This window comes from uncultured Streptococcus sp. (assembly GCF_963521865.1).
In the GTDB taxonomy this organism is placed as follows: Bacteria; Bacillota; Bacilli; order Lactobacillales; family Streptococcaceae; genus Streptococcus.
In genome coordinates this window covers 149,266-168,838 of record NZ_CAUQWY010000001.1, presented here as the reverse complement: position 1 = coordinate 168,838, position 19,573 = coordinate 149,266, and the positions used below count along the sequence as shown (strand labels likewise).

Here is a 19,573-nt window from a genome sequence, read left to right as displayed (position 1 = left end):
TGCTTGTATAACTCAAAAGGGCTACATCACTTGATAGCCCTTTGCTTTTATCTTACGTTTAAAAGAACTCTTTCTTGCCATTTCAAATAGTCCATCTATCCTTTACAATTCTTCCGGTGAGCTTTGAGTTTTTTCAGAGCCCAATCATAGTGGCTTGACGTGCTACTAACAAAGTAGGAACCTAGACTTGTCCCTCCCGTCCACTTATAGATACCTTTGGCAAAGAGTTCGTCATTGCTAAAAACTTTTATCAACTCTAAAATCTCCCTATGTGATTGTTCTAGGAGTCTAGTCGCTTCTTCCAAAAAGCGTCATTCATTTGTCCATAAGTTTTCCAATTATAAGGCTCAGGGAGAAAAGGTCTCTCATGACCCTTTTGATTAGAATGGACCCAGGTCAAAAGTAACTGCTGCCATTCATAAAGATGGATCAAGACATCCCGTAGATTTTTATCCCTTTTCCAGTGAGCTTCTTTTTTCTTTGGGTCTCTTGAAAAATCAAATGGAGTCTGTAGCTCATCTTCACTTAGTTGGGAGATGAAACGATTGAGCTTTTCATAGTTTTCCTTAGAGGCCAACATTAGCTCCTCTTTTGTTTTCGGTCTAGGCACAGAGTTCTCCCTTCATATTGCTAGTTATTATGAGAATTTTTTCTCCTTTAAATCTCTATAACTTATCCTTTAATTTCTCAACAAAGAGATAAGCTGCTGGACAGGTCAAAGTATTCTTAATAGTTAGATGATTGATTTGATGAATCTTTTTACGGTCTGTATGAGGAAATTCACGACAGGCCTTTGGACGAACATCATAGATGGAACATAGATTATCTCCTCCTAAAAAGGGACAAGGCATGGATTTAAAAACCTTATCACCATCTTCATCTACCTGCAGAAATTCCGCTTCAAAAGCTGGTAATTTCATCTTAAAGTACTTAGCAATACGAGTGATGTCTGCTTCCTTAAAGTCAGGCCCCAATGTCTTACAACAGTTAGCACAGGCCGTACAATCAATCTCTGCAAAGACTTCCTCGTGAATCTGCTGGGCTATCTTATCTAGATTTTTTGGTGGCTTTTTCTTTAAATTGGCTAAAACTTTACGGTGCTCCTTTTGCTTTTGCAAGGCTAGCTGATGGTAATACTCAATATCAATTTCTTTAGACATGATTTCTCTCTTATTCTAATTACTTTCCCCTATTATACCATGCCTATGAACCATTGAAAAGTGGACTTTATTAGACTATACTTTCCCAAAATGCGTCAAAAAACCTTGCAACTAGGTTACAAGGTTAATGACATTAATCGAAGTTAACGTATTCTTTTTGAAGTTCAAGGACTTCTTCCATTGTTGAACACTCTGTAAGGGCACGGTTAGCGTACTCTTCCATCTTAGCAGTATCCAATTTCTTCATCAAGCTACGTGTACGAAGTACTGATGTTGCTGACATAGAGAACTCATCCAAGCCCATTCCGACAAGAAGTGGAACAGCTTTTTGGTCGCCAGCCATCTCACCACACATACCAGCCCATTTACCTTCAGCGTGAGCTGCCTTGATAACGTTGTTGATCAAGCGAAGGATTGATGGATTATATGGTTGGTAAAGGTATGAAACTTGTTCGTTCATACGATCTGCTGCCATTGTGTATTGGATTAAGTCGTTTGTACCAATTGAGAAGAAGTCAACTTCTTTAGCAAATTGGTCTGCAAGCATCGCTGCTGCAGGGATTTCAATCATGATACCAACTTGGATATCATCCGCAACTGCAACACCTTCAGCAAGAAGGTTTGCTTTTTCTTCATCAAAGACTGCTTTAGCTGCACGGAATTCTTTCAATAGGGCAACCATTGGGAACATGATACGCAATTGACCATGAACAGAAGCACGAAGAAGAGCGCGGATCTGTGTGCGGAACATTGCATCTCCAGTTTCGGCAATAGAGATACGAAGGGCACGGAATCCAAGGAATGGGTTCATTTCGTGTGGCATATCAAAGTAAGGAAGTTCCTTATCTCCGCCGATATCCATTGTACGAACAACGACTGGTTTACCATTCATTCCCTCAAGAACTGCCTTGTATGCTTCATACTGCTCATCTTCAGTTGGGAAATCTTGAGAATCCATGTATAAGAATTCTGTACGGTAAAGTCCAACAGCTTCAGCACCGTTGTTGTTAACACCTTCAACGTCTTTTGGAGTACCGATATTAGCAGCCAACTCGAAGTGTTTACCGTCAGCAGTCACTGTTTGAGCATCTTTCAAAAGTGCCCATTCAGCTTTTTGCTTAGCATAAGCTTCACCAGCTGCTTTAAATTCTGTCGCTTGTTCATCTGTTGGATTGATAATGACTTCACCAGTGATTCCGTTAACGGCAAGAATATCACCGTCTTTCACTACTTCAGTGATGTTATTTGTTCCCAATACAGCTGCAATTTCAAGTGTACGTGCCATTATAGCTGAGTGGCTTGTACGTCCACCGATGCTTGTTACAAAAGCTTTTACAAAGTTTTTGTCCAATTGAGCTGTATCAGATGGTGTCAAGTCATGCGCAATCACGATTACTTCTTCATTGATAGAAGCTGGGTTTGGCAATTTCTTACCAAGAAGGTTTGCCAATACACGTTTTGTCACGTCGCGGATATCCGCTGCGCGTTCTTGCATGTATGGGTTGTCTTCCATGCCTTCAAAGATAGTGATGAACATGTCAGTCACTTCTTTAAGACCTGCTTCAGCATTAACCTTCTTAGCACGGATTGTTTCTTTAATCTGACCAATCAATTCTGGGTCAGCAAGAACCATCAAATGAGCGTCAAAAACTTGAGCCGCTTCTTCACCAAGCGTACCTACAGCTTTCTCGCGGATAAGAGAAAGCTCGTTTTGAGAAGCTTCAAGAGCAACATCCAAACGAGCCTCTTCTGCGTTTGTATCTTCGACTGAAACAGTCTCGAATGACAAATCCGGTTGAACGAGTAGATATGCTTTTGCAACTGCAACACCGTCAGATGCTGCGATTCCTTTAAGCATTTCTGTCATTTTCCTTATGCCAATCCTTCTTTTTCCATTGTTTCTGAGATTGCAGCGATAGCGTCATCTGCATCTGCACCTTCAGCTGAGATAGTTACGTCAGCACCTTGGCCAACACCAAGACTCATAACACCCATGATTGATTTAAGGTTAACTGATTTACCTTTGTACTCAAGAGTGATATCTGAAGCAAATTTGCTAGCAGTTTGTACCAACAATGTTGCTGGACGTGCGTGAATACCTGTTTCTGCCACTACGTGGAAATCTTTAGAAGCCATAGTTTGACTCTCCTTTTGTTCTTTCTTTTTTGAGTTATATGTGATAACCCTTACAATTTGGTATTATATCATCTTCTAGGATTTTTTTCAAGCATTTTATGGGATTTATTCGATTTCCTTTCAGATAACTTGCTGAAAATCTTCTATCCTAGATGGCAAAACACAGGATATAGTTTTTCAAAAAACAAATCATAGGATAATTATCACTATTTCACAAAACAAACACTACATATTGTGTTTTGTTAGGTTATGTAGAAAAATAGACCACTATATTTAGTTTTAAATCATTGACAAAAATTTATTTTCTGATATACTAGGATAGAATTAAATTTTAAAGAGGAGTTACACAATGGTAACCGTTTATTCTAAAAACAACTGTGTCCAATGTAAAATGACCAAGCGTTTCTTGGACAGTAATAATGTAGCTTATCGTGAAATCAATCTTGATGAGCAACCTGAGTACATCGATCAAGTTAAAGAGCTCGGTTTCAGCGCAGCTCCTGTTATCCAAACACCAACTGAAGTCTTTTCAGGTTTCCAACCAGGAAAATTGAAACAATTAGCATAATCTTAGTACATCATCCAGAAGAAACTGCTTCTAGGGCTAACTTAGAAGCCTTTCTTTTGTAATTAGATAAGGAAAATTTTATGGGATTAAAACATCTTGAGGACGTGACTTACTTCCGTCTCAATAACGAAATCAACCGTCCTGTTAATGGACAAATCATGCTTCATAAAGATAAGGAAGCCTTGGATGCTTTCTTTAAAGAAAATGTAGTTCCAAACACTATGGTTTTTGATTCAATTAAAGATAAAATCAACTACCTCATTGAACACAACTACATCGAAACAGCTTTTATCAAGAAATACCGTCCAGAGTTTTTGGAAGAATTGTCTCAATTTATCAAAGATCAAAATTTCCAATTCAAGTCTTTCATGGCTGCCTATAAGTTTTACAATCAATATGCCTTGAAGACAAACGACGGTGAATATTATCTTGAAAGTATGGAAGACCGTGTCTTCTTTAATGCCCTTTATTTCGCTGATGGCAATGAAGCTGTTGCCATCGATATTGCCAATGAAATCATCCACCAACGCTACCAACCTGCTACTCCTTCCTTCTTGAATGCTGGACGTGCTCGTCGTGGGGAGTTGGTATCTTGCTTCCTGATCCAAGTAACTGATGATATGAACTCTATCGGACGTTCTATCAACTCAGCTCTTCAACTTTCACGTATCGGTGGTGGTGTGGGAATTACCCTCAGCAACCTTCGTGAAGCTGGTGCACCTATCAAAGGTTATGAAGGAGCAGCTTCTGGGGTCGTACCAGTTATGAAGCTCTTCGAAGACAGCTTCTCTTACTCAAACCAATTAGGTCAACGTCAAGGTGCTGGGGTTGTTTACCTCAATGTCTTTCACCCAGATATCATCGCCTTCCTTTCAACTAAGAAAGAAAATGCCGATGAAAAAGTTCGTGTTAAGACTCTTTCACTCGGTGTCGTGGTTCCAGATAAATTCTACGAATTGGCGCGTAAAAATGAAGAAATGTACCTCTTCAGCCCTTATTCTGTCGAAAAAGAGTATGGTGTACCTTTCAACTACATCGACATTACTGAAAAATACGATGAACTAGTCTCAAATCCAAACATTCGCAAGACAAAAATCAAGGCGCGTGATTTGGAAACGGAAATCTCTAAATTGCAACAAGAGTCTGGCTATCCTTATGTAGTCAACATTGATACGGCTAACCGTTCAAATCCTGTTGATGGAAAAATCATCATGAGTAACTTGTGTTCTGAGATTCTTCAAGTCCAAGAACCAAGCTTGATTAACGATGCTCAAGAATTCCTTCAAATGGGGACGGACGTTTCATGTAATCTTGGTTCAACTAACGTAGTTAACATGATGACCTCACCTGACTTTGGTCGTTCTATCCGTGCTATGGTTCGTGCTCTTACTTTCGTTACAGATAGTTCGCACATCGTGGCTGTGCCTACGATTGACCATGGAAATAGCCAAGCTCACACCTTTGGTCTTGGTGCTATGGGACTTCACAGCTACCTTGCCCAACAATTGATTGAATATGGATCGCCTGAGTCTGTTGAATTTACAAGCATCTACTTTATGCTTATGAACTACTGGACTTTGGTTGAGTCAAACAATATCGCGCGTGAACGTGGTATCACCTTCCACAATTTTGAAAAATCAGATTATGCTAAGGGAAGCTACTTTGACAAGTATATTACAGGCGAGTTTGTTCCAAAATCAGAACGTGTTAAAGAACTCTTCAAAGATGTCTTTATCCCTAGTGCTGCTGATTGGGCTGAACTTCGCAACAAGGTTCAAGCAGATGGTCTTTACCACCAAAACCGCCTTGCTGTAGCACCAAATGGTTCTATCAGTTACATAAACGATGTTTCTGCTTCTATCCACCCGATTACACAACGTATCGAAGAACGTCAAGAAAAGAAAATCGGTAAAATCTATTATCCTGCTGCTGGCTTGTCAACAGAAACCATTCCTTACTACACTTCTGCTTACGACATGGATATGCGTAAAGTGATTGATGTTTACGCTGCTGCGACTGAGCACGTGGACCAAGGACTTTCACTCACTCTCTTCATGCGTAGTGACATTCCAAAAGGTCTTTACGAATGGAAGAAGGAAAACAAACAAACGACACGTGATTTGTCTATCCTTCGTAACTATGCCTTTAACAAGGGTATCAAGTCTATCTACTACGTCCGTACCTTTACAGATGACGGTGGAGAAGTCGGTGCTAACCAATGTGAAAGCTGTGTGATTTAATCTTTACTTTAGGAAACTACATCTTCTCAGATTAGTCTTTATTCACCCTGCTAAACTAAACAGGAATAAGCATCTATACTATGGAAAAACAAAAAAGTCGGAAGACCGACTTTTTGTACGATACTCCTCTAGATTTATGATAAAATAGAGGTAATTGTGAAATCACAATACTAAATACAGAAAGAAATTTCAAATGGAAACTTACTACAAAGCCATTAACTGGAATGCCATTGAAGATGTCATCGATAAATCAACTTGGGAAAAGTTAACGGAGCAATTCTGGCTCGATACACGTATTCCCTTGTCAAACGACTTGGATGACTGGAGAAAGCTATCTAACAAAGAGAAAGACTTGGTCGGAAAAGTCTTTGGTGGTTTAACACTTCTCGATACTATGCAATCTGAAACAGGGGTTCAAGCGCTTCGCTCGGACATCCGTACACCGCATGAGGAAGCTGTCTTCAACAACATCCAATTTATGGAATCTGTCCATGCAAAATCTTACTCATCAATCTTCTCTACTTTGAACACCAAGGCTGAGATTGAAGAAATTTTCGAATGGACCAATACCAATCCTTATCTACAAAAGAAGGCGGAGATTGTCAACGAAATCTATCTAAATGGTAGCCCACTTGAAAAGAAAGTTGCCAGTGTCTTCCTTGAAACCTTCCTCTTTTACTCTGGTTTCTTCACTCCCCTCTACTATCTTGGTAACAACAAGCTAGCCAACGTGGCGGAAATCATCAAATTAATTATTCGTGATGAGTCTGTTCACGGAACCTACATTGGTTACAAATTCCAACTTGGTTTTAATGAATTACCTGAAGAAGAGCAAGAAAAACTCAAGGATTGGATGTACGACCTACTCTACACTCTCTACGAGAACGAAGAAGGCTATACAGAAAGCCTCTATGACGGTGTTGGTTGGACGGAAGAAGTTAAAACCTTCCTTCGCTATAATGCCAACAAGGCACTCATGAACCTGGGACAAGATCCACTCTTCCCAGACTCAGCTGATGATGTCAACCCAATCGTTATGAACGGTATTTCAACAGGAACTTCCAACCACGACTTCTTCTCTCAAGTCGGAAATGGTTACCTTCTTGGTGAAGTTGAAGCCATGCAAGACGATGACTACAACTACGGTTTAGACTAAGTCAACAATTTTATAACTGATATCAATATCATGGTTTGTTTAAAACAACCATGATATTTTTGTTTTTGTTTTCTTTTGTTTTTTAAATTGATTGATTGAATACTTTATGATAAAATAGTAATAGAAATAGAGGTGATAAGGATGTTAAAGCAGGAAAAACTAGATAATATTCTAGAAACGGTAAATACAAAGGGAACTATTACTGTAAAAGAAATCATGACTCGCTTGGATGTATCAGATATGACTGCTAGACGCTACTTGCAAGAGTTGGCAGACAGGGATTTACTTGTTCGTGTGCACGGTGGAGCTGAAAAAATTCGCACAGGTTCTATTTTAAATAATGAACGTTCCAATATTGAAAAACAAAGCTTACAGATTGCAGAAAAACAAGAAATTAGCCGTTTTGCAGGCCATTTAATTGATGAGGGTGAAACTATTTTTATTGGTCCAGGAACAACCTTGGAATCTTTTGCTCGTGAACTTCCAATCGATAATATTCGTGTTGTAACAAACAGTTTACCAGTATTTCTCATCCTAAACGAACGAAAACTAACAGATTTGATTTTAATTGGTGGAAATTATCGCTCTATCACTGGAGCCTTTGTGGGAACACTAACCTTGCAAAACTTAGCCAATCTCCAATTTTCTAAAGCCTTCGTTAGCTGTAATGGTATTAAGGACAATGCGATTGCGACCTTTAGTGAAGAGGAAGGTGAATCTCAACGCATCGCCCTCAATAATTCCAATAAAAAATACTTACTAGCTGACAATAGTAAGTTCAATAAGTTTGATTTTTATACCTTCTACAATATCTCTGATATTGATACCATCGTTTCAGATTCTAAACTGAGCAAAGAAACGTTCGAACAACTTTCAAAACAAACAAAAATTATTCTTTCTAAACCATAAAAAATCCTACCGTGTGGTAGGATTTTTTATAAGTTACTCTATAATCTGACTTTCCGCTACTTTCTTGTACCAGTGAGCTGATTTCTTCGGATAACGTTCTTGAGTTTCAAAGTCTACATAGAAGAGACCGTAACGTTTCTCATATCCATTTGACCATGAGAAGACATCCATCAATGACCAAATGAAGTAACCTTTTACATTCGCGCCATCTGCAATAGCATCAGATAAGACTTCCAAGTGTTGTTTCACATAATCAATACGTCCATCATCGTAAACAGTGTTATCAACGAACTCATCTTTATATCCAAGACCATTTTCAGTGATGTAAATCTTCTTGTAGTTAGGATAATCTTTCTTCACACGCATGATTTGGTCATACAAACCTTGAGGGTAGATAATCCAATCCCAGTCTGTGCGTGGCACATAATCCGGAGCTACACGACGACCAACACCTTTGATTTGGTACTTCGAGCTTCCTTTCTCACCCTTACCGTTATGGATGATTTCAGTTTCTCCATCAAAGGCTTCCATCCAGTCACTCATATAGTAGTTGATGCCTAGAAAATCATTCAAGTCTTTTGCAGCTTCTAATACTGTAAAATCTTCTTCACGAAGATCCAAGCTACCACCATTGACTGATAAGATATGGTTAACACCTTCCATCGTTTCAGCTGAATAGCGGCCTAGATAAGTTGCATCCAAGATAAATTTATTGTGAATAATATCTTCCAACTCAGCAGCGCGAACATCTGCTTGATTTTCAGGATCTAGAGGATATTTAGTAGGCAGGGCATGAACAACACCAATTTCACCTTTATAGCCTTTATCTTTATATAGCTTGACTGCACGCGCATGAGACACCATCATATTGTGGTGCGATTGGAAGACTTTGGCAAGGTCGTACTGAATACCTGGAGGGAATTTACCAACCAAGTATTGACCATCACCAATTGGTCCAATTTCATTAAAGGTTGTCCAATAGTTTACTTCTGGAAATTCTTCAAAACAGAAGGCAGCGTAATCTACAAAGTGTTCGATATTTTCACGGCTTAAGAAGTCTCCATTTGAGTGGAGAGCTTCTGGCGTGTCAAAGTGATGAAGAGTTACAAAAGGCTCAACATGACGTTTGTGACACTCTGTAAATAAATTATGATAAAACTCGACACCTTTCTGATTTACTTGACCGTAGCCTGTTGGGAAAATACGTGACCAGGCAATAGAAATTCGAATACCATTAACACCATACTCTTCTGCTAGCTTGAGGTCAACTGGATATCGATTGTAAAAATCACTGGCTGGTTCGGCTGTGTACCAGTAGTTATCTTCAAGATATTTATCCCAAGCAACTGGTCCTTTTCCATCAGTACGTGTAGCGCCTTCTGCTTGATAGGCAGCAGTTGCGCCACCGAAAATAAAGTCTTTTGGTAGTGTTTTTGTCATTTTTTCACCTATTTCTTGTTTTAAATAAAGTAAAAGTGAGAGGAGAGGAGTCAGTGAGCCATCCTTCTCCATCTCACTTCTTGTACCAAGTCACCGAATTGTGACATGAGGAGGTAAAAACGATATCTTTTTACCGACGAATTAACAAGGCGATTAGGAAATTCGCCATAGCGATTTCCGTAACGAGAGGAGACTGTTTCACAGTCCCTATCGTTAATCGAATTGCTCTTGTACAAATGCTAGAGCACCTTTTCCATCACGAGTTAGTTTGATGTATTGAGCGCCCTCTGTTTTCGCAAGTTTAATATCGAGTTTATCAGTTTCTGCTTTCATATCTTCAAAGTTTGAAGCAACTTGAGGAGCAAGGATAACAAGATCAAACTCTGGCAACATTTCACGGTGAGCACCATAGCCACCTGCTGCTGCTTTCACAGGAACATTGTATTCTGCAGCTGCCTTATTCAAAGCATTCGCAAGAAGTCCACTTGTACCTCCACCAGCACAGAGAACGAGGACATTTGTTTCTTCAGTGATTTTATTTTGTGCTGCTTCTACACCCGCTTTCTCAAGAATAGCATCTGCTTTTGCAGTGTTGAAGTTTGCAGCAACTTTTTCTTTCAATTCATCATTAGATTTACCTGAACGCTCTTCTTCAAGAATTTGTTCATCATAGACTTTAAGGAATGGATAGTAAATGACTACGTCAACCACGATTAGAAGGGCAGCAAGAATGAATGATAGAACTTGGAAGTTCGTACCAAGAACTAGACCTAGTGGAGCTGGGGTTGTCCATGGTAGATTAGCAGTAAATGAATTCATTCCAAGAGTTTCAATGAAGAATTTGAAGATCCAAACGTTTGCGATAGGAGCAAAAATAAATGGAATGAAGAAGATTGGATTTAATACCAATGGAGCACCGAACAAGATAGGCTCATTTACACCGAAGAAAGTTGGAACTACTGAAGCACGACCGATGGCACGATTTCGTTTTGATTTGGTCAACCACATAAACATGAATGGAACAACCAGTGTCGCACCAGTACCACCCATGGTAACGATAAACATTTGTGTACCAGAAGTAAGAATCTTGTCAGCGTGCATACCTTGTTGGAGAAGGTTCAAGTTGACTTCGGCATTTGCATAGGTAATCGCTGCGATAGCAGGCTCAACAATAGATGGCCCATGAATACCAACAAACCAGAAGAAAGCAAAGGCACCAAAGATAATGGTAATACCTAGATAGCCATCAGCTGCAGAGAATAATGGAGCAAAGAATTTACCGATTGATTCTGCCACACTAGAACCAACAAAATGACGAGCTAGTAAATCAATAGCATAAAGTGAAACAACTGAGAGAGTGAATGGGATTACATCTTTAAAGACTTGTGAGATATTTGGTGGAACTTCGTCAGGCATACGAATAGTGACGTTATTCTTAACACAAACCTTATAGATGGCTACAGTAACAAAGGCAGCAAGGAAGGCTGAAAGCAAACCTTTTGTCCCCAAGAATCCAGTAGCTAGACCATTTTCGATAGGATCAGCTGCCAACATCAACAAACCAACAATTGCTGCCAAAAGTGTTGACATATAGTTGATTTGATTGGTTTTCTCCATGCTACGGTTTACTGAGTCGGTCAATGACTTAGCTGTTGTACCAGCTACCAAGAGAGCCAGAATACCCATTGAATAGCTGTAAGGTTTCATCAGAAAGGCTACAACTTCATCAGACCATTTAAAGCCCCATGAGTTTGGTACAAAGGCAATCAAGATAAAGATACTTGAGAAGAGAATAACAGGCATACCTGCAATGAAACCATCACGAATAGCACGAAGATAGATATTACGAGATAATTTCTCAAAGAAAGGTTTTCCTTTCTCAATAAATGCAATGAGTTTATTCATTATTTAACTCCTCTCTTGTACAGTTCAATTAAATGGTGCATCAAATCTTTTAATAAGATAGTTGTCATCAAGTGATCTTGACCATGCATCATGGTTACACTATATGCTAAGTCCTCACCAGCTGCTTCCTTAGTCAATAGACTTGTTTGCGCGTGGTGAGCCTCTGCAATACAGCTACCAGCTTCCTCTACCAGAGCGTCCGCTTTTGCAAAATCACCAGCTTCAGCAGCCTTCAAAGCTTCCAATAGCTTTGAACGAGCATCTCCAGCATAGGCTACGATTTCAAAACCTAACAATGTTACTTCTTCTCTATTCATGATAGAATTCTCCTTATATAGTTTTAAATAAATTTTTATGACAATAAACGTTGGATATGTAGAACTAGATAAACTCGTTCACTTTTATACAAATCAAGACCCGTATGTTGCGTAATTACATCGTAAATCTTGGAGCCAACTTCGAATGCTTTTGGATAAGATTGTTTGATATGGTCTTCCATATCTAGAAGTGATTGATTATCATCTCTGGATCTATCCAAATAATCCAAGAAATAATTCAAATGAATCATAAAACGATCATAGAAATGATTATTCTCTTTAGTTCGTTGAATTGCATAACCCTTTAGCACTTCTTCAACATTCCTGAGAATTTCTTTCCTCTTATCAATCGACTCAACCACTTCCACTTCATTTTCACCTTCGGCATTAATGAAATGATAAGCAATCCGAATAATTTCGTCCTCAGGAAAATGATCCGCTAGCTTCTGACGGTAAATTTCAAATGCTTCATTTGCGATTTGAAAAGCGACAGGATACTTGGCAGAAATATCTGGCAAATTACTATCCTTGTACCTTCCTTGCGTTATGGCTTGATAAGAACAGTAAATATGATCTGTCAAGGTTACATAGAGATACTCTTGAATCGGATAATGATATTTCTTTGATAGATTATCAATGATTTCATAGGTCACTGTGATAAAATCAAGCGGAACATCTTTGAGGAGAGCCATAAAGTTTTCTCTGGACTCTTCGGTCTTCATCCGAAAAATTTTCTCAACCTGATTTTCAGCAATCAAATCCCCCTTCTTCTTTCCAAATGCAATCCCCTTACCAATTACAATCACTTCTTCTCCTTTATCATTTCTGACAAGCGAGACATTGTGATTCATTGGATTTAGAATTCGATACATGTCAACCTCCTTTTATTTCTTAAAGGTATATGAGTACAAAAAATGACCACAAATGAACTAGAAAATCATCCGATTTCTAATTCACCTGTGATCATGCCTAATATTACTTAGTAACACTCACCTTGTATTAACTTGTGATTTAAGTATAGCACAAGTAAGTTATTTTGTAAACCTTTACATACAACTTTTTTTAAAACTTAACTATGTTCTAAAATTCATCAAACAGAGGCTCTGTTTTTATTTATTTTTGTAAATCAAAACAAAAACAGGAAGACAGAAAAATAAAAAAGTAGCTATATTTTTAAAATTCATTAAATCTAATAAACAAAGAACACAAGAAACTATAAAACAAAATACAGTTATTTTTTTAAAAGAATCATTCATAAAGAAATATCCTTTAAGGTAAATCTATGGTGTAAACTGAGAATATTGAAACAATACTTAGTCCTACAACTAACGCTTTAAAACTTTTTTTAGTAAGCATTTATCTTCTCCTTTTATAAAACAACGAATTGAAATGTGCATCTAAATATAGTTTATTCTGGCAATATTGTTTCTGTATTTTTTCCTTCCTAGCTCGTAAAATAAACTATACCTTATTTTTATTATACTTCATATAGTTACTTTCTAATTCATATTAACTTATGATTTAAGTATAGCACAAGTAAGTTATTTTGTAAACCTTTACATACAACTTTTTTTAAAAATTTTTAGATTCATGTTCCTAACCTAGGAGGACTTGCTTACACGCGTTCTTTCCATGAAGTCGCTGTTGTTTGAAGAACTTTGTTGAGTTCGTCAATGTTTTCAAAACCAGTTGTGCGAAGCCATTCGCGAGCTGCTGCTTCACCATCTTTGATGTATGCTTCAACTGATCCAGCCCATGTTGCACGACCACAAAGAACTCCGTTAAAGTTTGCACCTGATTCATGGGCAAATACAAGAGTATCTTGGAAGAGTTTAGCTGATACACCAGCACTCAAGTAGATGTATGGCAAGTTAGTTGTTTCATCTTGTGCTTTGAAGAAGGCTGCTGCTTCTTCACGTGTGTAAACTACTTCACCTTCAGCGAAGCCTTCAACATATTTAATGTTAACAGGAACTTCTACTTTCAAGACATCAATGTTAAAGCGTGGGTCTGAGAAGACTTTCATAGCACCGATAACTTTGTGTGGTTTTACTTTAGCGTATTCTACAGAACCTGCATCAGCAATTTTTTCATCGTAAGCAAGGATTTCAAGGAAGAATGGGATATCTTCAGCCACACACTCAGAACCAATGCGTTCGATGTAAGCTTGTTTTTCTTGGTTGAGTTCGTCTGAGCTATCTACATCATAGTAAAGCAAGAATTTAACTGCATCTGCACCTTCTTCTTTAATACGTTTTGCAGACCAAACATCCAAGCAGTCTGGCAAACGTTTTGTACTTGTTGTGTCATAACCTGTTTTTTCATAAGCAAGGAGAAGACCAGCTTTTTCATCAAGAGCTTTAGTTGCTGGAAGTCCATACTCAGGGTCAAGAAGCATAGATGAAGCGTATTTAGTCAATTCATCTGCTACCAAGACTTTCAGTTCTTCCATTTGAGCCACAGTTGGTTCTTCTGTTTGGTGTTGAGCCATGAGGCGTTTCAAAGCACCACGTTGGTCAAATGCAAGAGCTGAGATGATACCATTTTCATCAGAAAGTTTTTCTAAGCGTACACGTTTTTGTTCTGTTAAAGCCATTTTATACCTCTTTTACTATTAATTGATCATATAGAGCTTGATAGTTGGCCATGTTGACATGACCAGTCATTTTTTCTTGAGCATTGAGCATACCAAGGACATTTGCCTTGATGAGTAATTCTGCATCCGATTCTCTGTGAAGAAGTCCTGAAGAAATTCCTGCCACAGTAGAGTCTCCAGATCCAACAGGATTGACCACCTGAATTCTAGGAATATCTACCTTGTAGAAAGTATCACCATGTTTGGCAAAGGCACCGTTGGCACCAAGTGAAACGATAATCCATTCAATACCTGCAAATAAAGGTTCTTGAAGTACTTCTTTTAATTCATCCAAATCCTCAGAAACTTCTCTTCCTAGAAGCTGAGACAATTCCTCATTATTTGGTTTGATGACTGTTGGTTTATGTGGTGATTCAAGAACCGCCTGAAGTGCTGCACCAGAGCAGTCCAAAACAACAGGCTTGCCAGCTTGATTAGCAAGTTCTACCAAGCTCGCATAGTAATCAACTGGAAGGCCAGCTGGCAGACTACCTGAGATAGCTACTACTTCAACTGAGCCCAAGAGTTTTTTGAAATGTTCCAAAAACTCTTGACCTTCCTGTTCCAATACTTCAGGACCTTTTTCAAGAACTTCTGTTTGGTTGTCTCCGTGGAGAATAGCGATACAGTTACGAGTTTCCCCCTGAATAGAAAAGAAATCTTTCTTAACATTATCATCAATATTTTCAACCAAAAACTCACCAAGTTTGCCACCCACTAAACCAGTAGCAAGAACAGAATCCCCAAATTCTGAAAGTACTCGGGTAACATTGAGCCCCTTACCACCAGCCGTCTTGGTTACATCCACCACACGATTGACAGTATCAATCTTCAACTCATCCAAAGGATAGGAAATATCAATGGATGGGTTCATTGTGACTGTTAAAATCATAGGTCACCTCTTAGTCGTGGTATTCTCCGCGATCCCATTTTTCAAGGAATTCAGTGAAGAAGTTTGCGTCTGTTTGTTGAGCATTGTGACTTTCGACATGTTCAATTTTCGCAATCAATTTTTTGTTTTCTTCAGTTGGTTTGTATTCAGCATGGATGAAAGCTTCGATGATATCGCACATGAGCAATTCACCAGTAATCTTACCACCAAATCCGATAACGTTGGCATTCAATTGTTCTTTAGCATAAAGGGCTGTTGTCATATCACGAACCAAGGCAGAACGGACACCTGGAACTTTATTTACAGCGTTGTTGATACCAACACCAGTACCACAGATACATACCCCAAGATCAGCTTGACCGCTAGTTACAGCTTCCCCTACTTTTTTACCAAAGATTGGGTAGTGAGTACGTGTATGGTCATATGTACCAAAGTCAATAACTTCATATCCTTTTGATTTCAAAAATTCTGAAACCGCCATTTTTTCATCTGTTACGATGTGGTCACATCCAATTGCAATTCTCATTTTTAACTTACCTTTCTTACTGTAATCTAATTAGCACATTTTGTTCAACATGTCAACACGAATTTGGTGACGTCCACCATCGTATTTACCGTTAACAAATCCTTTAGCGATGTTTTTAGCCAATTCATCACCAACAAGTTGTGCACCCATAGTGATCATACGTGAGTTGTTGTGTCCACGAGTCATATAAGCTGAACGTTCGTCAGATACTTCTGCAGCAACCATTCCTTTGATCTTAGTTGCTACCATGAAAGGACCAGCTCCATAAGCATCAATCACGATACCAAGGTTTTGTTCTTCTTTGTTTACTTCTGCAGCAACAGCAAGAGTCACATCAACAAAGTCTTGACCTTCAGCTGTAACATCCACAACGTGGAAGTTTTCTTTTTCCAAGAAGTCTTTCACAACTTCTTTCAATCTCAAACCTGCAGCATCTGCACCGATAACAATAGACATATTGTATACTCCTTTTTATTTTTCTAGGCTAGTAAAACCTTTTATAGTTAGCAGTTTACCTACAAAAGCTCTCTAGCAGTTTATTGACAAATTGGATTGAATGAGATGAATGACACCTTATTCAAGTTTAGGAAACCAGTTTCCTAGAAATAATCCTTCTCCACGAAAGAGAATATAACAAGTGATTATTTGTTTGTTACAAACATCATTTGTTCCTTACAAACATAATATACTCCTATTTTCTGAAAAAGTCAACAGTTAATGTTTGTTTTTGTGTTTTTTAACTAAAAAATTTCGATGTCAAAACCAATTTGATCCACTTGACCAGGTTCTAGGAGACGAACATTCTTCTTATCTTCTAGACGATCTCCTTCTTCAAGGGATGTTGACAAGCCAGACCATGGTTCAAAAGCAATGAAAGGTCCCTTATTCAAAGTTGACCAGATAATGAGATTTGAGAACTCTGCAAAGTGCACTTTCAATCCCTTATCATGTTTACGAGAACGAAGGGCAATTGTTCTAGATTGCAATTCATCTAAGGTAACTGCATCTGTACTGAAAAGATCATAACTAAGATCTATTTCTTTTTGACTCTCTAGCCATGGACTTCTATCTTGAAAATCCAACATACCAGTTTCTGGGAAAGGACGTGGAACAGAGCAAGTCTCCTCTTTCTCAAACTCTAAATAGTAATCTTCATAGACTTCATCATCAAATAGAGGACAATTAAATCCTGGATGTCCACCAATAAAGTAAGGCATGACCTTGCTAGTTTCTTTATTAAAGATCTTGTATTGAGTCCGTACTGTCTTTCCAGAAAGGCTATAAGTGATCTCTAGGCGGAAATGATAAGGATAGTTTTGATAGCTATTCTCATCATCTTCAATTGCAAAAGTTACACTCTTGTCTGTCTGTTCAACTAATTCAAATTCTTTCTTGCGAACCAAACCATGACGAGGAATGTTTCCTTTGCTTTCCTGCCCCTTCTCATCTATATAGACGGCTGTATCCTCTCTCAATGAACCACAAATGGGGAAGAGAACAGGAGCTTGTCCACTCCAATAAGTAGCATCCCCTTGCCACAAATACTCAAGTCCCTCAGCATCTTTTATAGAAGAAAGAGCCCCACCAAAACTGTTAAATTGAACTCTTAATTGTTCTGATTTTAATTCAATTACCATTATTTTCTCCGATTTCTTGATAGTTTATAAAAAACTAGGCTGTCACTCCTAATGGTATGACAACCTAGTTTCAACAATTTACACTCTGCGAAAATCCAATTCAAACTTCGTCAGCGTCGCCTTGCCGTACTTTAGTACATCCTGCAGCTAGCTTCCTAGTTTGCTCTTTGATTTTCATTGAGCTTACATTTTATAGGAGCGCATTATTTTGCTTTTGCTGCGTACTCTTCGTTACGTTTGATCATTTGTTTTCTGTACCAAGCAAAGATACCGATATAGAATACAAGGAAGACTACAGCACCAAGGATTGCTTTGATATCACCTGTTGTAGTGTTACCAATTGTCCAACCGAGAAGTTTTTCGATTGGTCCTTCAAGAGTTGAGTGAGTAATCAATTGAGTTTCGCTCACACCTGCTGGGAAGGCACCTACACCTTTAGCAAGTTCTGTTGCAAATGGTGCAATAAGTGTACCTGAAAGAAGGAAGAGTGGCAACAAGAGTGTTCCGAAGATAATCATACGGAGCAATTTACCACGTGTTACAACCAAGAGAGCTGGAGTAACACCCATAGCGATGATACCTGCAAGTGGCAAGATACCATTTCCGACTTTTGAAAGAAGTACTGCTTCAATCAACATGATTGGTGCAAGTACGTTAGCACAAGCCCAGATTTCAGCACGACCAGCGATGAATGGCCAGTCAAGACCGATGTTGAATTTACGTCCTTGAAGACGTTTAGTAGCAACGTTTGTAATACCTTGTGAAAGTGGTTCTACGGCTGCGATGAACCATGAACCGATAAGTGAGAAGAGTTCCAAAGATACACCGGCAGTCAAACCAAGAGACAACCATCCTCTGATAACAAGACGCCATTTATCTGCATCTGCAACACCTGCAATTGGATGTGGAGTTCCCATAATACCGATAACAATACCAAGAATGAAACCGATAAAGAATTTAGAACCCCAGAAACCGATTTTCTTGTTCAATTTAGCAGCATCAAAGTCATATTTATCAAGACCTGGGAAGAATTTTTCAAAAATCTTATCCAAAACCATGATAACTGGGTTCATCATATAGTTCATGTGAGTTGATGTCATTGGTGATGAACTTGGTGCGTTAAGAAGGTCATCAAATGTAGGTTTCATCAAGTCAGAGTTGATAATTTTCAACACACCAACAAGGACGATAGCTACTGTAGCAATCAAGAGTGAAACCCCTTGGCTCACACCATTGTTGTCAGCATACCATTTAATCAAAAGACCTGTAATAGACAAGTGCCAGATATCGAAGATATCAACGTCAAGTGTATCAGTTTTCTTCATAGCAAGCATCACTACGTTAACAATCAACATGATAAGCAAGAAGTAAAGTGTCCAAGCAGATCCCCAAGTGATTGTTGCAAGTGGTGCCCAACCAACGTCAGTAATACTCAATTGGATACCTGTGTTTTCAACAAATTTTGCAAGTGATGCTGAGAAAGCACCATTTAGCATACCGATGATGGCACCGATACCTGTAAGAGCGATAGCAAGTTTGATACCACCTTCAAGCGCTTTAGAGAATTTCACTCCAAAAAGTAAAGCCAATACTGTCAAAATAATTAACATGATGACAGGTCCACCCATATCTAAGATAGGTGTGAAAAATTCTTTGATTAGACCAAAGATTGCATCCATAACAGTTCCTCCCTTTTTATGTTATATGAATGTTAACTAAATAAAGTATTTATTAGCTTAATCCGTGTTCTTTAATAGCTGCTTCAATGTTGTCAAATACTGGAGCACTCATAGCTGGGATACGGAATAAGATTGGTCCAGCTTCGATAACTGGAATACCTGGATCAAAACCAAGGTCTGTCGCAGCAATTGGGGTAAAAATGTCATAACCTTTGATAAGGTCTTCATTAACGTCTTTGACCATTACCGCATCACAGTGAACATCAAAACCACGGTTTGAAAGTTCTTCTTCAAGAGCACTTTTAATTTGGTGGCTTGAGTTAACACCTGCACCGCAGGCAGCAAGAATTTTAATCATATGGATTTCCTCCGA

Annotated in this window: 18 protein-coding genes and 1 pseudogene; 4 read left to right on the top strand and 15 right to left on the bottom strand. The window is 38.6% G+C overall.

All coding sequences use genetic code 11. The features are described from left to right. Window positions 1–95 precede the first annotated feature (95 nt). The 4 genes and pseudogenes from RWO85_RS00825 to RWO85_RS00810 all read right to left on the bottom strand — a co-directional run bounded on the left by RWO85_RS00825 (window position 96) and on the right by RWO85_RS00810 (window position 3,296). Window positions 96–610, bottom strand: a pseudogene (locus RWO85_RS00825) (ClbS/DfsB family four-helix bundle protein). A 55-nt stretch (window positions 611–665) separates the two neighbouring features. After that, entirely contained in the window at window positions 666–1,160 is a 495-nt protein-coding gene (locus tag RWO85_RS00820; RefSeq protein WP_000031471.1) for a YkgJ family cysteine cluster protein, read from the bottom strand. A gap of 133 nt (window positions 1,161–1,293) precedes the next feature. After that, the gene (gene ptsP / locus RWO85_RS00815; protein ID WP_314413364.1) at window positions 1,294–3,027 is read right to left on the bottom strand and encodes a phosphoenolpyruvate--protein phosphotransferase; all 1,734 of its coding nucleotides are present in this window, start codon (window positions 3,025–3,027) and stop codon (window positions 1,294–1,296) included. A 5-nt stretch (window positions 3,028–3,032) separates the two neighbouring features. After that, window positions 3,033–3,296, bottom strand: coding sequence for a phosphocarrier protein HPr (locus RWO85_RS00810; protein WP_000146947.1), 264 nt, complete (start codon window positions 3,294–3,296; stop codon window positions 3,033–3,035). Between the two features lie 349 nt (window positions 3,297–3,645). On the opposite strand from RWO85_RS00810, the gene nrdH reads away from it, so the two are divergent. The 4 genes from nrdH (at window position 3,646) to RWO85_RS00790 (ending at window position 8,169) form a co-directional block, all read left to right on the top strand. Further along, a complete protein-coding gene (gene nrdH / locus RWO85_RS00805) occupies window positions 3,646–3,864 on the top strand; it encodes a glutaredoxin-like protein NrdH (protein WP_000259240.1) in 219 nt (72 codons plus the stop codon). Window positions 3,865–3,944: 80 nt separating this feature from the next. After that, on the top strand, window positions 3,945–6,104 hold the full coding sequence (gene nrdE, locus RWO85_RS00800) for a class 1b ribonucleoside-diphosphate reductase subunit alpha (protein WP_314413362.1): 2,160 nt from the start codon (window positions 3,945–3,947) through the stop codon (window positions 6,102–6,104). Window positions 6,105–6,297: 193 nt separating this feature from the next. Beyond that, complete coding sequence (nrdF, locus tag RWO85_RS00795; RefSeq protein WP_049538880.1) at window positions 6,298–7,260, top strand: class 1b ribonucleoside-diphosphate reductase subunit beta; 963 nt, start codon at window positions 6,298–6,300, stop codon at window positions 7,258–7,260. A 141-nt stretch (window positions 7,261–7,401) separates the two neighbouring features. After that, window positions 7,402–8,169 (top strand): DeoR/GlpR family DNA-binding transcription regulator, encoded by a 768-nt coding sequence (locus tag RWO85_RS00790; RefSeq protein WP_314413360.1) that lies wholly within the window; start codon window positions 7,402–7,404, stop codon window positions 8,167–8,169. Between the two features lie 33 nt (window positions 8,170–8,202). On the opposite strand, the gene lacG is transcribed toward RWO85_RS00790, so the two are convergent. The 11 genes from lacG to RWO85_RS00735 form a co-directional block, all read right to left on the bottom strand. After that, complete coding sequence (gene lacG, locus RWO85_RS00785; RefSeq protein WP_314413358.1) at window positions 8,203–9,609, bottom strand: 6-phospho-beta-galactosidase; 1,407 nt, start codon at window positions 9,607–9,609, stop codon at window positions 8,203–8,205. A gap of 213 nt (window positions 9,610–9,822) precedes the next feature. After that, complete coding sequence (locus tag RWO85_RS00780; protein WP_314413357.1) at window positions 9,823–11,514, bottom strand: lactose-specific PTS transporter subunit EIIC; 1,692 nt, start codon at window positions 11,512–11,514, stop codon at window positions 9,823–9,825. After that, entirely contained in the window at window positions 11,514–11,831 is a 318-nt protein-coding gene (locus RWO85_RS00775) for a PTS lactose/cellobiose transporter subunit IIA (RefSeq protein ID WP_023936918.1), read from the bottom strand. The genes RWO85_RS00780 and RWO85_RS00775 overlap by 1 nt, the downstream gene beginning before the upstream one ends. A 35-nt stretch (window positions 11,832–11,866) precedes the next feature. Further along, window positions 11,867–12,703, bottom strand: coding sequence for a transcription antiterminator (locus RWO85_RS00770; RefSeq protein WP_314413355.1), 837 nt, complete (start codon window positions 12,701–12,703; stop codon window positions 11,867–11,869). Window positions 12,704–13,446: 743 nt separating this feature from the next. Beyond that, window positions 13,447–14,427, bottom strand: a complete 981-nt coding sequence (gene lacD / locus RWO85_RS00765) for a tagatose-bisphosphate aldolase (RefSeq protein WP_314413353.1) — start codon at window positions 14,425–14,427, stop codon at window positions 13,447–13,449. A 1-nt stretch (window position 14,428) separates the two neighbouring features. After that, entirely contained in the window at window positions 14,429–15,358 is a 930-nt protein-coding gene (locus tag RWO85_RS00760; protein WP_314413350.1) for a tagatose-6-phosphate kinase, read from the bottom strand. A gap of 10 nt (window positions 15,359–15,368) precedes the next feature. Continuing rightward, window positions 15,369–15,884 carry a galactose-6-phosphate isomerase subunit LacB gene (lacB, locus tag RWO85_RS00755; RefSeq protein WP_001216918.1) on the bottom strand — a complete coding sequence of 172 codons (516 nt, stop codon included), beginning with the start codon at window positions 15,882–15,884 and terminating at the stop codon, window positions 15,369–15,371. 30 nt (window positions 15,885–15,914) lie between these two features. Then, window positions 15,915–16,340, bottom strand: a complete 426-nt coding sequence (lacA, locus tag RWO85_RS00750) for a galactose-6-phosphate isomerase subunit LacA (protein ID WP_000029277.1) — start codon at window positions 16,338–16,340, stop codon at window positions 15,915–15,917. A gap of 284 nt (window positions 16,341–16,624) precedes the next feature. Beyond that, window positions 16,625–17,521, bottom strand: a complete 897-nt coding sequence (locus RWO85_RS00745; protein WP_314413348.1) for an aldose 1-epimerase family protein — start codon at window positions 17,519–17,521, stop codon at window positions 16,625–16,627. A gap of 203 nt (window positions 17,522–17,724) precedes the next feature. After that, window positions 17,725–19,200: a PTS galactitol transporter subunit IIC gene (locus RWO85_RS00740; protein WP_314413347.1), complete on the bottom strand. Its 1,476-nt coding sequence runs from the start codon at window positions 19,198–19,200 to the stop codon at window positions 17,725–17,727. A gap of 52 nt (window positions 19,201–19,252) precedes the next feature. After that, window positions 19,253–19,558 carry a PTS sugar transporter subunit IIB gene (locus RWO85_RS00735; RefSeq protein WP_000590547.1) on the bottom strand — a complete coding sequence of 102 codons (306 nt, stop codon included), beginning with the start codon at window positions 19,556–19,558 and terminating at the stop codon, window positions 19,253–19,255. Window positions 19,559–19,573: the final 15 nt, after the last annotated feature.